The organism is Lactiplantibacillus sp. DA1, assembly GCF_032681335.1.
Classification (GTDB): domain Bacteria; phylum Bacillota; class Bacilli; order Lactobacillales; family Lactobacillaceae; genus Lactiplantibacillus.
This window is the reverse complement of record NZ_JAWHTQ010000008.1, coordinates 164,284-179,634: the sequence shown is the minus strand read 5'-3', so window position 1 is coordinate 179,634 and position 15,351 is coordinate 164,284. Positions and strand designations below refer to the sequence as shown.

Below are 15,351 nucleotides of genomic sequence, written 5' to 3'. Positions count from 1 at the left end.
CCATTGTTTACTAGAACATTGTAGAGACAAAAAATCCGGTTGTGACTAAGTTCTTACAGACTTGGTCATAACCGGATTTTTCATGTCTTGAGTTGTCGTTAGCTTCATTAGGGCTGTTTGAAATTCTCGGCAGTGCGGTCGTTAGGACCTTGGCCAACAGCTAAAATAAAGACGGTACTAATAATTAGAATACTGCCAATAATATCAAGCCAACCGAAGCTGACACCTAGCAAAGCCACTGCAATGATGGTGGCTGATAAAGGTTCGAAGGCATCCAGTAAGCTGACAACGGTGGGGCGAATATATTGTAAGCTTTGCAAGAAAAACAGGAATGCTAACAAGGTACCGAAAAGTACGACAAAGCTCAGCTTACTAATATTTAAGAGGGTCAGTGGAATATGGATCGACCAAAATGGCTGAACCATATTGAATAAGATTCCTCCTAGTAACATCGACCATGTGTTGACGGTCATCGGATCGTACTTAGTGAGCAACTTGGTTGGGAGTAACGTGTTGGTTGCAGACGAAACCCCAGATAATAATCCCCAGATTAATGCCCAGACGGAGATCACTAAGGTACTCGGATTGCCATGGGTCACCAGTAGGAATGAGCCGAGCAAGGCACAAACAATTGCCAGCCCTTCTGCTCGTGTTGGTAATTGTCGATGGGCCACTAACATCCATAATGCGATGAACACGGGACCCATAAATTGTAAAATAGTACCAGTAGCCGCATTGCTCGCTTCTACAGCCAAGAAGTAAGTGAATTGCACTGGCATCAGCCCCAACAACGTGTAGGCGCCGATTTGTAATAAGTCGCGTGGCTGCCGCCAGATTGACCACAAGTCAACGTGAGTCACCAAACTGACTAGTAATAATGCAATCCCGGCTCCCAGCATGCGGATACCGGTCAGCCAAATTGAATTAATATCGGTCGTGTCAAAAAGCGTCTGTGCCACGGCACCCGAGACACCCCAAAAGGTCGCACTGATACTGGCGAGAAAGATTCCTTTGAATTCCCGACTGAATTGCATGGCCTACCGCCTCCTTCAGTAAAATCAACTTAACTTCCATTGTACATGATTTTACTAAGGAAGTGGGGATTGGTTATGCGCTTGCTTGCTGACTAGCTCGTTCGGTCGCGTCCTGAGCACTTTGTTCAGTAGTGTGTTCAGTTGCGGCGCTGGTTTGGCGGGTGGTTTCAGCTAAGTGAACAAGGTGTGTTAAGAACGCGTGTGTTTTTGCCTGGTAATGGTACTTTTGACCAAGTTTGACGAGGTAGCCATTGATATAATCGACCTCGGTTGGCCGGTTATGAGACATATCTTGATACATTGAAGGGTAGTGCAATGGGTTGGCGACTTTGCTGACATAGTTAACTGAGGCAAGTTCTTCAGCGCGCGTGTTCAACATGGTGACGCCATCACGCTCGCAGACATCATAGGCCTCATCAATCAGTTGCCGACTCAGTTCATCAGCTCCTGGATAAGCGGCGAATTCGCCCATCGTAATTTCAAAGAGGGTACAGAGCGTGTTGACCACGGAATTAAAAACCACTTTTGCAAGCAGTGTTCCGCGAAAATTAGTAGTCAAGTTGGGATGAAACTGACATTTGTCTAATTCCGTGACGATTTTATGTGTCATTTCGTCAGGTTGCTCGGTGTAGTTAGCAAGGTTCATCGTACCAGCCCCGCGAGCACCAATAAAATCGACATCACCGGGGCCGTTTAAGACCGTTGCAACTAAGGCCGTTCCTGCTAACAATTTTTCGGGTTTGAAGTAATGCAATAACTTTTCAACGTGGCCCATGCCATTCATGCAGGTCAATACGTATTGGTGGCCGTTAAAAGCGTGCGCGGTACGAGTTAAAAAATCGGTTAGTTGCATCTGTTTGGTAAAAACGACCCAGACGTCGGGATCATCGTGATAATTTTCGGGAGTTGAGACTTTGACGGGAACTAAGTGTCGATTATGGTGGTCGCGGGCCACGTAAACGCCACCTTGATGCTTAATTTGATCAACATTTGGTTGCCAAGTATCCACAAAATCAACTTGATTGCCTGCTTCTTGTAATAACACACCGTAACGTAATCCCATGGCGCCTGCGCCGAGAACTGTAAAATGCATATGTATGACCATCCTTTAAAATGATTTATTAATAAATAAAGATAAAACGCCCGGCAGACTAACTAGTCTGCCGGACGCGAGCGCGGGTTACCACCGGTATTCATCAGCAATTTACATTCCTGACCTTGAGCACATGATTAAGATGTGTCACACGATAATGGGTGTTAACCAGCCCAGGTTACTTTGATTTTACCCGGACACTCACAGTCGATATTCGTGATACCGTGGTTAGGTCTGCTTGCACCATCTCAGACTCGCTAAGGCTAACAATTGGCCACTACTGAACTGTTCGACGCTTTTTATCATCATTTATTAATTGTTTTCTAATTTAATGGTGCTACTCTTGAAAGTCAAGTTGTTAATTAAACACGTTATTATTTAAAGTGACTGGGTGCTTAATTAGGTATTAATCAGACCACAAAGTTAAGATTGTTCAGAAACATTGAATCAAAATGCGGTGGTTCAATTATTTTTGAAAGCGATTTCCATTCCGAGGTGGAATAGCGTACAATTGTAGGTGTAAATACGTAGGAGGAGTTCAACTATGCCAAAATACTTAGTCTTTATGGACATTGACGGTACGTTATTAACTGACCATCAATATGTCTCGGAGCGAACTCGAGCAACGATCGAACGGTTACAGAAACAAGATGTATTGTTTTATATTGCAACGGGGCGCATGTACGAGCTTGCGAAAATTGTCCGGAATAAATTAAATTCAGATGTACGGTTAGTCACATCTAATGGTGCGGTTTTTGATGGTATCCAAGGTCGCGAGATTACTAAGCTGGGTGGGGCTGCGGTTGAGCTCGCCTATTTGATTGCTCGTCGTGACAACCTACCAATGATGTTATTTACCCCGGATATGGCTTATTATACGGAGCAGATTCCCAGATTTGTGGCGCGAAATGCAGCTAACTTTGATGCGGATGAAGTTTCGATCGGTTATGAGGAAGTTAAGAATTTTACGCAGTTAGCGACGATTGAAGATCAGATTACCAATGGAGTGATTCTCAGTCGTGAAGACATGTCGCGGTTAGATTCTGCCCGCGAAAAATTAACAAGTAGTAAATTATTACGGTTATCATCATCTAATCCGAACAATATTGAAATGATCCCCCTTAACACTGATAAGGGGACGGCGGTCAAACAAATTCAGCGTGAGCAACATATTGATGCTGCCCATACATTTGTCTTTGGTGATGGCTTGAATGATGTTGGCATGATGGCAGAAGCTGATCTATCCGTAGCGATGGGGAATGCGTTACCACAAGTTAAAAAAGTTGCTAATTATGTGACCGATACGAATTACAATGATGGGTTAGCCTTATTCTTAGAAAAATATTTTGCGGCGCATCCGTTAACAGCTAACTAAGTAAGGCCAGCTTACAGGATTACTCGTTGCGGTTGCCTATGCGATAATGTATATTAAAAGCGATTCCTGAATGTAAAGGGAATCGCTTTTGTGGTATTATTAAAATTTTGCTATGACTTAAGTGGTGATGATTGACTTTTACGTCAAATTTGGCACACTTAGTATTGAAGTGTTTTTAGGAAGTGATAACTGTTGAAAATTGAAATTTTACCGACGACCACCGCGGAGATTCCGCTAGCCATTTTGTCGATGACGAACCTTGATAACCGTGAGCTGAACCCGGCAATTGAAAAACAATTAACGACTCAGCAGATTCCGGTTGCCCGGCCGCAAAGTGCATTGGCTGACTTGATTCAACTGATTCAGGCGCGGCATCCCGTGAATATTAACGCGTGGGACATGAATGCATTAGGGTTCGATCAAGTGCAGTTACAAGTGACGGTAACGGGCACTTGTTTGTTCGCTAGTTCGGCGGTTCCCCTGGCCCCTAATTTGGATAGTAAGAGCAGTCGGATCTTAATTGTAATTGGCGACAAAGCTGCTAGTGAAGCAACGGTGCATGCGACGGGGCAGGAACTCCAACGAAAGATCAAAGCTTTTTTTGGTGTTCAAGCGCGACTTCAATTCCCAAGCTGTACGACGCAAGCAGTCAGTTTGGAAACAACTAGGCCCGTTTCTTAGGTGTGATGTTAATGTCGATCAACTTAAATTGGCGATCCTGGTAATCGACGCGACTAACACTAGTGTTTTTGAGGAGACGCGTGGGGAGTTCACGAGGACTGATTTGATATAGAAACGCGCTGAGCACCAGACCATGGGAAACAATCAGAATATTTTTGTCGTGATCATTGTTTTGTGATTCGTATAAACAGATTCGGCGGAGGGTGCGGCTGATTCGGTCAGTAACACCGACTAAGGTTTCAGCAGCGCGCGTCTGATCCAGTGAATTAAACACCCAGAGTAAGGTTGCAAACCGTTCTCGACTTAACATCAGTTTAACAAACGTTCCAATGCCCAGTTGTTTTCGAGCTTGATTAACGATCCACATATTTCTGGTACCTTCAAGACCACCAAAGTTAAATTCACGTAAGCCGACGTCAATTGTCGGCTTTTTTATTTCAGGATGATGTGCGATGATAATACGACTCGTTTGTTGAGCGCGGCCCAGATCACTGGCGTAAGCAGCATCAAAATGAACATCAGCTAGCATCCGCGCTAACCGCTCGGCAGAACGAACGCCGTTATGGGTAAGTTCTGAGTCATAAATGCCTTGTAGCCGGCCCGCAGCATTAAGTTTAGTTTGTCCGTGGCGAACTAAGTATAAATGAATCGTTGTCATCACTAACCCTCCCATGCAATTAATTAACATAGTCCAATTGTAAGGCGTTACCTGCCATTCAACAAGCCTTTAATTGTTAATTGCCACTTTATTTTGCAGGATGGTAGTTGATGGCATTAAAAAACGCACCCAAAGATATGGGTACGTTAAGTAGCTACTGATTATTCCAATCTTCGTTCAAAACTTGTTTGTTTTCTTGCTTGAGAATTTTCAGCATTTTACGGCGCGCAGTGAAGAATGGAATTCCAATGTGGGCAAGGTTGCTTCGAAAACGCCAACGATAATGGTAAGTCCGGTCCGGTACGTATTCGGAGGACTGTACGTAGTTGGCATAACGAAAAGCAAACAATTGATCTTCAAGAAAATCAATATCTTCATTGAATTTTAGGTGATGGGTGGTAATAATGCTGCGAATGAAGGCCTTATTCCATGAGAAACCACCAACTGTGCCGAAGTTAATGTTGGCAATCAAGTCTTTTTGGCTGTACGTTTTGGCGGGACTAGGGACGGCTAAGTAGCCGTAGTGTCCACACACAACAAGTTGCGTATTCGGCGCTGCTTGATAGGCGGCTAAGAAGGTCGCCAAAAAGTCTGGCTCAACCCAATCGTCGCCATCAACAAAGCAAAGGTACTTGCCTTTGGCAGCAGCCATACCGGAGTTGCGAGCTGCGGAGACGCCCCGATTATGGGCGTGAGTGATCACGTGGAATCGGTCGTCGCCTTTGATTAACGCGGCAATCTGTTCACCAGTGTCGTCAGTCGAACAATCGTCAACCACAAAGACTTCAAAGTCTGTTAAGGTTTGGCGTTGTAGACTAGTCAAGCAGCTATCTATAAATTTATGCTGGTTGTAAGCTGGTACAACCACTGAAAAAAGGGGTGCTGACACGCTAATTCCTCCATCGTAAATTTGGATACTGTTACTAGTATACCCATAAATTGTGATGAATTTATAGTGAATCGTCCTTTTTTAGCCATAAATTAATTATTTGCTAGGTTGGTAGTGTGAAAATAAAGCGCTAGATCAGGATAAACGAAGACGGTATGTGAGAAATCAAGGAGACCGTTATTTTTATAATAATTGCAGGAGTCTAGTGCCAGATAGGTACCACCATGATTGAGCCCCATTAAGTCAGCTTCTTCTTGGTTTAAGTTGGTCAGTGAAAGGTAGTCATCACTATTGGCAATCCCAATTCCGTAAGCTTCATTAATGAAATCCCAAATTGATGAATTAACTGCTTCGGTCGATAAGTAAGGAATCACTGAACGTAAATAGTAAGCTTCTTCTAGACAGTAGAGTTGTTCATGCCAGTAGCGTAGTCGGATAATGCGGTAAAGTTCTTCATCGATAGGAATTCCGAGCTTGCGGCTCAACGTACTATCCCCCTGAATCGTATCAAAAGTAAGAATCTTTGATTTCAAGTTACGGGGATGGAGGTTGCTATTAAAGAGCGAGCGGGCCGACAAGTTAACGACCGTTTTGTGTTGTAGCTGAATATTAGTAATATAATAGCCGCTACCTTGGACGCGGCGCAACAAGCCTTGCTGGTAAACTAAATCAATCGCTTTACGAATCGTATTTCGACTGGCTTGATAATGATCCATTAACTGGGCCTCAGTAGGGAGCTTAACGGTAAAGATGCCGTCTTGAATGGCGGTAACAAGTTTTGTTGCTATTTCACGATACATGATATTCACTTCTTTCAAGTTTTAAGTTGACATTGAATAACTTGTGGGTACAAATTAAATAAATTGCAGATATCTGATTAATAAGGCTTGTCAAATTTGTACCCATGACTTATAATTCTAATTGTAATGAAAGCGGTTTATTAAAGCAACCGCTGTAACATATAAATTTAAAACGATCTAGGAGCGTGTTTATTATGGCTGAAAGAACAATTATGTTGGTATGTGCTGCTGGGATGTCAACGTCATTATTAGTTTCAAAGATGCAAAAGGCTGCTGAAGCAGAAGGTATCGATGCAGATATTTTTGCAACCGCTGCCAGTGACGCTGATGCTAAGTTAGCTGAAAAGAATCCTGACATTTTAATGCTTGGACCACAAGTTCGTTACATGTTAAGTGATTTCCAAAAGCGCGTTGATATTCCAGTTGAAGTCATCAACATGCAAGACTACGGTATGATGAATGGCGAAAAAGTTTTAAAAGAAGCCGAAGCATCAATTGCAAAAGCAAACTAATGATTTAATTGTAAGTGCTGCCAGTCCACGGTAGACCTATCGAGGATGGCGGCATTTTGGTTATGGCGCACACGAATAAATGCTAAAAGGATGAGGGTTAATGGCAGAAGAACAAACAAAAGAAGTTGAAGCAAGTCTCGAAACCATCATGGGTTTGATCGTTAATGGTGGTAACGCAAAGAGTTCCGCTTTCGAAGCAATTAAAGCTGCTAAGGAAGGCGACTTTAAAACCGCTGATGCCAAGTTGAAGGAAGCAGATAATTTCTTGACGGAAGCACATAATTCACAAACTTCAATGTTAACGGCGGAAGCACAAGGGGAACATACCCACGTGTCATTACTATTAGTACATTCACAAGATCACATCATGAATGCCATCACCTTCCGCGATTTAGCTGGTGAAGTCGTTGACGTTTATCGACGGTTAGCTGCCGATGAGGCGAAGTAGTTAATTAATTTGAGCCTAGGCAAATACCTGCTGGTGTTGGTCTGGGCTTGTTTTTTCATTCATGCCGTAGTCAATCGTAATGGCAGACACCCCAATAACGATTACGTGGCGGTTACACGTTAATCATTAGTTAGGGTAACAAAGACTGTAACTCAGGAATAGACTGAGCAGCATTAATGGAGGGAATTAGTTCATGACAAAAGGATACAAAATGCCTAAAGGATTTCTGTGGGGCGGCGCGGTTGCAGCTCATCAATTAGAAGGTGGCTGGGATGTCGATGGCAAAGGTGTTAGCATTGCCGATGTGATGACAGCTGGTCGTAACGGGGTTCCCCGTAAGGTAACTGACGGCGTCAAAGAAGGCGAAATCTATCCGAACCATTGGGGGAATGATTTTTATCATCGTTATCCAGAAGATGACAAGTTATTCGCTGAAATGGGCTTTAAATGTTTTCGAACGTCAATCGCTTGGACGCGGATATTCCCAAATGGTGATGAGACAGCGCCTAACGAAGCGGGATTGAAATTTTATGATGACTTGTTTGATGACCTGTTGTCACATGGCATTCAGCCAGTAGTGACGTTGTCACACTTTGAAATTCCGTACCATCTTGTCAAAGTATACGGCGGCTTTAGCAATCGCAAGATGATCGACTTCTTCGTACGATTTGCGACCGTCGTCTTTGATCGTTACAAGGACAAAGTTAAGTACTGGATGACTTTTAATGAGATTAATAATCAGACCGCGTGGAGTGATCCCCACCCATTACTTCAAAATTCAGGGCTACAATTAGGCGCGGACGACAACTGGGAACAAGCGATGTACCAGGCTGCCCACTATGAATTAGTGGCGAGCGCGTTAGCTGTCCAAGCAGGTCACGCCATCAATCCAGATTTCCAAATTGGCTGTATGGTGGCAATGTGCCCAATCTATCCATTGACGGCTAAACCAGCGGATGTGATGATGGCGGAACGGGCCATGCAAAAACGGTACTGGTTTGGCGACGTACACTGCCTCGGCGAGTATCCAAAGTGGTTGCCAAAATACTTTGAACGTAAAGGTTTTGACATGGACATCACCGCAGCCGACCTAGCGACGTTGAAAGCTGGTACGGTCGACTACGTTGGGTTTAGTTATTATATGTCATTTGTCACTAAGGGTCGCGACGGTGATCAAGAATATGACTTTAAGGAACCGGATGACTTTGTTGAAAATCCTTACGTTGAAAAGTCCGACTGGGGTTGGCAGATCGACCCGACTGGTTTACGGTACGCCATGAATTGGATGCAAGATCGGTGGCACTTACCACAATTTATCGTTGAAAATGGCTTTGGTGCTTATGATAAGAAGGAAGCCGACGGGAGTGTGCATGACGACTACCGGATTAGTTATTTCCGTGATCATATCCTCGCGATGGAAGAAGCCGTTGCATTAGATGGGGTCAATCTGATTGGTTACACACCATGGGGATGTATTGACTTAGTTTCGGCAAGTACTGGTGAAATGGCAAAACGTTATGGGTTCATTTACGTTGATGCCGATGATAATGGTCATGGCAGCTTTGACCGTTCTAAGAAAGACTCTTTTGACTGGTTCCAACAAGTTATTGCGAGCGATGGTGAAGATTTATAGTGAAAGGATGATAATGCATGGCAACAACGAGCGGTTTACGATCTGATTTCTTATGGGGCGGTGCGGTCGCTGCCCATCAACTAGAAGGCGGCTGGCAAGCTGGTGGCAAAGGGGTTAGCATGGCTGACGTCATGACTGCCGGTGCCAACGGTGTTCCTCGTGAAATCACGGATGGCGTGATTGCGGGTAAGAATTACCCGAACCATGAAGGAATCGACTTTTATGGTCACTATAAGGAAGATATTAAGCTATTTGCTGAAATGGGTTTTAAGTGTTTTCGGACATCGATCGCCTGGACGCGGATTTTCCCGAATGGTGATGAAGAAGAACCCAATGAAGCGGGTTTGAAGTTCTACGATGACATGTTCGATACTTGTCGGCAGTATGGTATCGAACCAGTGATCACGTTGGCCCACTTTGAAATGCCATACCATTTAGTTAAGGAATATGGTGGCTGGCGTTCACGGAAAGTCATTGACTTTTTCGTACACTATGCTGAAACGGTCTTCAAACGCTATAAGAACAAGGTTAAGTACTGGATGACCTTCAACGAAATTAATAATCAGACGACTTATACGAATCAATTTCTGATGGCGACGGATTCTGGTTTAGTGTTGAAGCCCGATGATCCTGACGCTGAAGCGTTGATGTATCAAGCTGCTCATTATGAAGTCGTTGCCAGTGCACTAGCCGTTAAGATTGGCCATGCCATTAATCCCGACTTCCAGATTGGTAATATGATCAACATGACACCGATTTACCCTGCAACCGCCAAGCCACAAGATATCATGCAAGCTGAAAAGGCCATGCAGCGGCGTTATTGGTTTGCAGATGTCCAATCATGGGGCTATTATCCAAATAATATGGAAGCTTACTTCAAACAGACTGGTTTCCGCCCTGATATCACGGCCGAAGACCGCCAAATCTTGAAGGAAGGCACTGTTGATTATATTGGCTTTAGTTACTATAATTCCAACACGGTCGCCGCTCAGGATGATAATCCAAGTTACCACTTTGTCGGGACCGAAGCCATTGATAATCCATACTTGAAGACGAGCGAATGGGACTGGCCAATTGATCCAGAAGGTTTGCGGTATTCTTTGAATTGGTTACAAGACCGCTATCACAAGCCAATGATGATTGTTGAGAATGGGTTGGGTGCCCGCGACAAAGTCGAAGCCGATGGTAGTATTCATGATCCTTACCGGATTGACTATTTACGCGCTCATATCAGTGAAATGATCAAGGCCGTCACCGAAGATGGGGTCGACTTGATTGGCTATACGCCATGGGGTTGTATTGACTTGGTCTCAGCTGGAACTGGTCAGATGTCGAAACGTTACGGCTTTATTTATGTCGATAAGGACGATGAAGGCAACGGAACACTAGATCGTTCCAAGAAGGATTCGTTCTATTGGTATCAAAAGGTGATTCGGACCAACGGGGCCAATTTGAAGTAGGAAACTCGGTGTACCTAGAAGACTACTGAATGATTATGCAGTTCGAACGACGATTATTAGTCAATTAATAACCACTAATTGAAGACGACGTTCAAAGTGAGTGAACTTTGAACGTCGTTTTTCGTTTGCCTTATTAGCTTGTTTGATTGGTCAATCAACAATTATTGTTAATCAGTGTCTAAAGATTGTTTCTAAGCATCAAATGTGGTTAAATGATGGACAAAGGTGATGTTATATTATCTAACATGAGTTGTGATTGAAGATCGTTAGATTCAGAGAAAAGCCACTAACTTAGGTTCGGTTGAAAGGGGCGGGTTGGGGGAGACTTATTGGCTCAGTGCGCGCTATATCGACTTATCGGCATTTGTGCTGATTGTGGTGATTACCTAGTCTCGGAGGGTCGGAATAGGCTGAACGCATGCAGACGGCCATCGAAAACTGATAATTTTAACTCACGATACGTAATATGATGCAATTAAATGAAAAGGACCTGAAAGTATGGATACAACGGTAATGATTGAAGAACACCCGCAGATTAAGGAATTGATGGCAAAACGACCAATTGTTTGGCAGAACCCAGATTATGGGAAGCGGGCGGACCTGCCGTTAACACGGGCCGATATTTTTGACGCGGTCGCACGTTGGGAACGTTTCGCACCATTTTTGGCCGTTGCTTTTCCAGAAACGGCAGCTATGAATGGGATTATTGAGTCACCATTGTTACCACTTGAGCAGATGAAACCAGCATGGGAGGCTCTCAACCACCAGTCATTGGCGGGGCAGCTTTATTTAAAAGCTGATAGTCAGTTGCCGATTTCGGGTTCGATCAAGTCACGTGGTGGGATTTACGAAGTGCTCAAGTTTGCTGAACAGGTTGCCATGGCCCATACGGATTTAACGTATATGGATGATTACAGTGTCTTGGCAACGGCCAAGTATCACGAGTTATTTTCACAATACGGCGTCATCGTTGCATCGACGGGAAATTTGGCACTCAGTGTGGGCATCATGGCCGCAAAGTTTGGATTTAAGACGACCGTTTATATGTCTCACGATGCTCGTCAGTGGAAGAAGGACAAACTGCGGGCAAATGGCGTCACCGTTGAGGAACTAAATACCGACTTTTCAAGTGTGATTCCGGTGGCCCGCGCCGCCGCGGCCAAGGATGACCATAACCACTTTGTTGATGATGAAGGATCACGTGACTTGTTTTTAGGCTACGCCGTTGCCGGGGTGCGATTACAACATCAATTAAAAGTGCAGGGCATTAAGATGGATGCACAACATCCGATTGTTGTCTATTTGCCAGCTGGTGTTGGTGGTAGCCCTAGTGGTGTGGCTTTTGGTCTCAAGATGATTATGGGCGCTAATATTTATCCCGTCTTTTGCGAGCCGACCCACGTACCGTCGGTGACCCTTGGAATGATGACCAAGCTGAATGAAAAGATTGCCGTTCAAGATATTGGCTTAGACGGCCTAACTGCTGCTGATGGGCTAGCCGTTAGTCGGCCATCAAGACTGGCTGGTAAGGTGATGCGGACGTTATTACTCGGAACAGCGACATTTGAAGATGATGATTTATATCGTTATTTGACTGAACTAGTCGATACCGAAGATGTGATGGTCGAACCGTCGGCCGCAGCCGGTTTTACCGCGATTGCTCCCATCATGGCTCAATTTCCGATGCTCGCTGGCAAAGACGTCACCCACATTGTCTGGGCAACTGGCGGCGACATGATGCCGGAATCGGAGCGGCAATTGAATTATGAGCTAGGACAAAAATTGCTGACCAAGATTAACAATCGTTAAAACATTGCTAACGCTTATATCAGTGCTGATATTTAATTAAAATGCGACATCCCAACAACGGGGTGGCGCATTTTTGTTTGCAATGCGGTGACAAATGGGCCGGAAATAAGATGAGTGAGTGGCAACTCATTTTGCTGTTGACAAACCGAGATGTGCTGATTATACTAAAGCCATTAAGTGAGTGAGCGTACACTCACTTCAAGAAAGAGGGTTATTAAAATGGCAACGGATTATGTCATCGCCAAGCAGGTCAGCAAGCATTTTGGTCATCAGCAAGTGCTCAATCAGATTGATTTGACACTGCCGGCTGGAATGATTTATGGCTTGATTGGGCCATCAGGAGCTGGGAAGACCACCTTGATCAAGAGTATTTTAGGGATGGAAGCTGTGGACAGTGGCACTGTTAAAGTCATGGATACGGTGATGCCCAATAGGGCGGTAATGGCACAAGTAGGGTATATGGCCCAAAGTGACGCTTTGTATGAGACACTAACGGCCCGTGAAAACCTGACCTTTTTTGGGCAATTAATGAGTGTTCCAAAAATAAAGTTAGCACAGATGATTGATTATGCAGCCGGATTAGTTGATTTAACGTCCCAATTAGACAAGCGGGTCAGTGGCTATTCGGGTGGGATGAAACGGCGCTTGTCGTTGGCAATCGCCCTGATTCAGGATCCCCAATTATTGATTTTAGATGAACCGACCGTTGGGATTGATCCAGAATTACGGCAACAAATTTGGACCGAACTAAATAAACTCAAGGATACCGGTAAGTCGATGCTCGTGACAACGCATGTCATGGACGAAGCAGAACGGTGTGATTATCTCATGTTGATTCGGCACGGGATTGCGCTTGCTGAGGGGACACCCGCGGCACTGAAACAACAGTATGCAGTAGATACGATCGAACAGGTCTTTTTGAAAGCGGGGCGGATGCAAGATGCGAACGATGGCAATCGTTAGACGAGTTTTTAAGCAAATGTTACGTGATAAGCGTACCTTGGCGCTGATGTTTTTGGCACCACTCTTAATTATGGCGTTGATGTATTTTTTGTTTCAAAATAACACGACTCAAGTGGCGACTTTAGGTGTTCACAATGTTGATCATCAGGTGGTCAAAGCCATTAATACGAAGCATGTCGATATTCACCATTACAGTAGTAACCAGGCAAAAGCGATGATTAAGCAGCATGATTTGGATGGATATTTGACGCAAAAAGATGGCAACTTAACGATCACGTATTCTAATAGTAATCCGACCAATACGTCATTGATCAAAGCTTCTTTGCAAAGCGGACTGGTCAAATTAAAAATTCAAACGTTGGTCACGGCTACTAAAGCACAAAAAAAGGTGTTGCAAACGCAACAGGTGGCACTACAAAAGTTGACCGCGGCGCAAAAACAGGCAACGGTTAGCAAGCTAAAGACTGCCTTGGCCCAAGCACAGGCAAGTGGGAATACTGCTGCTGCGGCTAAAATTCAAAAGCAATTGAGGCAGGCTACAGCGAGTGCTGCGGCGCCAACAAATAGTCAATCACAAACGACGACCTATACCACTAGCAGTCATTATATTTATGGTAGTAGTGATTCAACGTTCTTTGAAAACTTTTTGCCAATCTTTCTCGGTTTCTTTGTCTTCTTCTTTGTGTTCTTGATTTCTGGCGTTTCACTTTTGAATGAGCGCACTACTGGAACCCTAAGCCGGCTACTTGCAACTCCAATTCGACGGAGTGAAATTATTATGGGCTATCTAATTGGTTATGGGGGCTTTGCCATCATTCAGACTGTCCTGACCGTTGTTTTTGCAATTACGGTCTTCAAGATTCACTTAGTTGGTAGTATTTGGCTGGTCTTTCTGACTAACTTATTATTAGCGTTAGTGGCTTTGACCTTGGGTATCTTTATTTCCACCTTTGCTAACTCAGAATTTCAAATGATTCAGTTTATTCCACTGATTGTTGTACCACAAATCTTTTTTGCTGGGTTGATTCCAGTCGATGGCATGGCGAGTTGGTTGCAAGCAATTGCCCACATCATGCCGTTATACTATGGTGCTAATGCGTTGACGGCTGTTGTGACAAAGGGTGCTGGGCTTGGCGATATTGGTGTCAATTTGTTAATATTAGTAGGGTTTATGGTCGTACTAACAATGTTGAATATTGTTGGAATGAAACGTTATCGGAAGGTGTGAGGATATGGAACGACCACGGATACGGGATTATTTTCAACATGATCTAAGTCAGAATGAAACGATTACACCTAAGCAACGGGCCATCCTCCAGGCAAGTCTCGATTTGTTTGCTGAAAAGGGTTTTGACCAGACTAGTACTAGTGATATTGCACAACGGGCCGGCGTTGCGGAGGGGACGGTCTATCGGCGGTATAAGACTAAGGCTGCCTTACGGGATGCCATCTTAGCACCAATTGCCGCACACATTGTGCCAATTTTAGCGAGTGATTTTTCAGAGGATGAATTACGGCAGCGTTATCCCAGTCTACAGGCATTCGTCACAGCAATTTTTACGGACCGAGTTGCATTTGCTAAAGCTAACGTGAAAGAGTTAAAGGTCATTTTTGAAATGGCAGCTTTTGACGCCGAACGACGCGAACAGATTCTTAGCCAGATTGCGCCTAAGATGGTCAAGCAGATGGGAAGTGTCATAAATCAACTAAAAGCAGATCATTTGATTGTGGATTGGCCGAATGATTTGATACTGCAAAGTTTGTTATCGCAGCTATTCGGTTACCTAGCGCGGTTAATGCTGGAATTGCCGGGAACTGAAATTGAGCGCGAACAAGCGTATTTGATTACGGTGATGACCAAAATATTGACCCCGGGTGAACATGATCAAATTACTGGTCAGTGAGCTAACTGTTACTTGTTATAAACTAAAGCCACTTCTGTACTAAGCGGTCATTTGAACGCTGATCAGAAGTGGCTTTAGTCGTTGCTACGCGT

At 44.3% G+C, this 15,351-nt stretch carries 15 protein-coding genes; 10 read left to right on the top strand and 5 right to left on the bottom strand.

The window, feature by feature from the left end; translation table 11 throughout:
* Positions 1-107 precede the first annotated feature (107 nt).
* Both RXV91_RS13425 and RXV91_RS13420 read right to left on the bottom strand, forming a co-directional pair.
* Entirely contained in the window at positions 108-1,034 is a 927-nt protein-coding gene (locus RXV91_RS13425; RefSeq protein ID WP_316440278.1) for a DMT family transporter, read from the bottom strand.
* A gap of 73 nt (positions 1,035-1,107) precedes the next feature.
* Entirely contained in the window at positions 1,108-2,127 is a 1,020-nt protein-coding gene (locus RXV91_RS13420; protein ID WP_316440277.1) for a ketopantoate reductase family protein, read from the bottom strand.
* Between the two features lie 544 nt (positions 2,128-2,671).
* Between RXV91_RS13420 and RXV91_RS13415 the strand changes: the two genes are divergently transcribed.
* Together RXV91_RS13415 and RXV91_RS13410 are read left to right on the top strand one after the other, a co-directional pair.
* Entirely contained in the window at positions 2,672-3,502 is an 831-nt protein-coding gene (locus tag RXV91_RS13415) for an HAD family hydrolase (RefSeq protein WP_316440276.1), read from the top strand.
* 192 nt (positions 3,503-3,694) lie between these two features.
* Positions 3,695-4,183 (top strand): hypothetical protein, encoded by a 489-nt coding sequence (locus RXV91_RS13410; protein ID WP_316440275.1) that lies wholly within the window; start codon positions 3,695-3,697, stop codon positions 4,181-4,183.
* On the opposite strand, the gene RXV91_RS13405 is transcribed toward RXV91_RS13410, so the two are convergent.
* The 3 genes from RXV91_RS13405 to RXV91_RS13395 form a co-directional block, all read right to left on the bottom strand.
* Positions 4,167-4,841, bottom strand: coding sequence for a histidine phosphatase family protein (locus tag RXV91_RS13405; RefSeq protein WP_316440274.1), 675 nt, complete (start codon positions 4,839-4,841; stop codon positions 4,167-4,169). The genes RXV91_RS13410 and RXV91_RS13405 overlap by 17 nt on opposite strands.
* A gap of 154 nt (positions 4,842-4,995) precedes the next feature.
* Complete coding sequence (locus RXV91_RS13400; protein ID WP_316440273.1) at positions 4,996-5,730, bottom strand: glycosyltransferase family 2 protein; 735 nt, start codon at positions 5,728-5,730, stop codon at positions 4,996-4,998.
* A 92-nt stretch (positions 5,731-5,822) separates the two neighbouring features.
* Entirely contained in the window at positions 5,823-6,530 is a 708-nt protein-coding gene (locus RXV91_RS13395; protein ID WP_316440272.1) for a GntR family transcriptional regulator, read from the bottom strand.
* 194 nt (positions 6,531-6,724) lie between these two features.
* On the opposite strand from RXV91_RS13395, the gene RXV91_RS13390 reads away from it, so the two are divergent.
* The 8 genes from RXV91_RS13390 to RXV91_RS13355 all read left to right on the top strand — a co-directional run bounded on the left by RXV91_RS13390 (position 6,725) and on the right by RXV91_RS13355 (position 15,259).
* A complete protein-coding gene (locus RXV91_RS13390) occupies positions 6,725-7,042 on the top strand; it encodes a PTS sugar transporter subunit IIB (protein WP_003639490.1) in 318 nt (105 codons plus the stop codon).
* 100 nt (positions 7,043-7,142) lie between these two features.
* Positions 7,143-7,490, top strand: coding sequence for a PTS lactose/cellobiose transporter subunit IIA (locus RXV91_RS13385; RefSeq protein WP_316440271.1), 348 nt, complete (start codon positions 7,143-7,145; stop codon positions 7,488-7,490).
* Positions 7,491-7,683: 193 nt separating this feature from the next.
* Positions 7,684-9,123 (top strand): 6-phospho-beta-glucosidase, encoded by a 1,440-nt coding sequence (locus RXV91_RS13380; RefSeq protein WP_316440270.1) that lies wholly within the window; start codon positions 7,684-7,686, stop codon positions 9,121-9,123.
* Between the two features lie 17 nt (positions 9,124-9,140).
* Positions 9,141-10,583 (top strand): 6-phospho-beta-glucosidase, encoded by a 1,443-nt coding sequence (locus RXV91_RS13375; protein ID WP_316440269.1) that lies wholly within the window; start codon positions 9,141-9,143, stop codon positions 10,581-10,583.
* 498 nt (positions 10,584-11,081) lie between these two features.
* Positions 11,082-12,392: a D-serine ammonia-lyase gene (locus RXV91_RS13370; protein ID WP_316440268.1), complete on the top strand. Its 1,311-nt coding sequence runs from the start codon at positions 11,082-11,084 to the stop codon at positions 12,390-12,392.
* A gap of 219 nt (positions 12,393-12,611) precedes the next feature.
* Positions 12,612-13,355 (top strand): ABC transporter ATP-binding protein, encoded by a 744-nt coding sequence (locus tag RXV91_RS13365; protein ID WP_003642546.1) that lies wholly within the window; start codon positions 12,612-12,614, stop codon positions 13,353-13,355.
* Positions 13,333-14,583 carry an ABC transporter permease gene (locus tag RXV91_RS13360; protein ID WP_016511800.1) on the top strand — a complete coding sequence of 417 codons (1,251 nt, stop codon included), beginning with the start codon at positions 13,333-13,335 and terminating at the stop codon, positions 14,581-14,583. Before RXV91_RS13365 ends, RXV91_RS13360 begins: the two co-directional genes overlap by 23 nt.
* 4 nt (positions 14,584-14,587) lie before the next feature.
* Positions 14,588-15,259, top strand: a complete 672-nt coding sequence (locus tag RXV91_RS13355; RefSeq protein WP_003642548.1) for a TetR/AcrR family transcriptional regulator — start codon at positions 14,588-14,590, stop codon at positions 15,257-15,259.
* Positions 15,260-15,351: the final 92 nt, after the last annotated feature.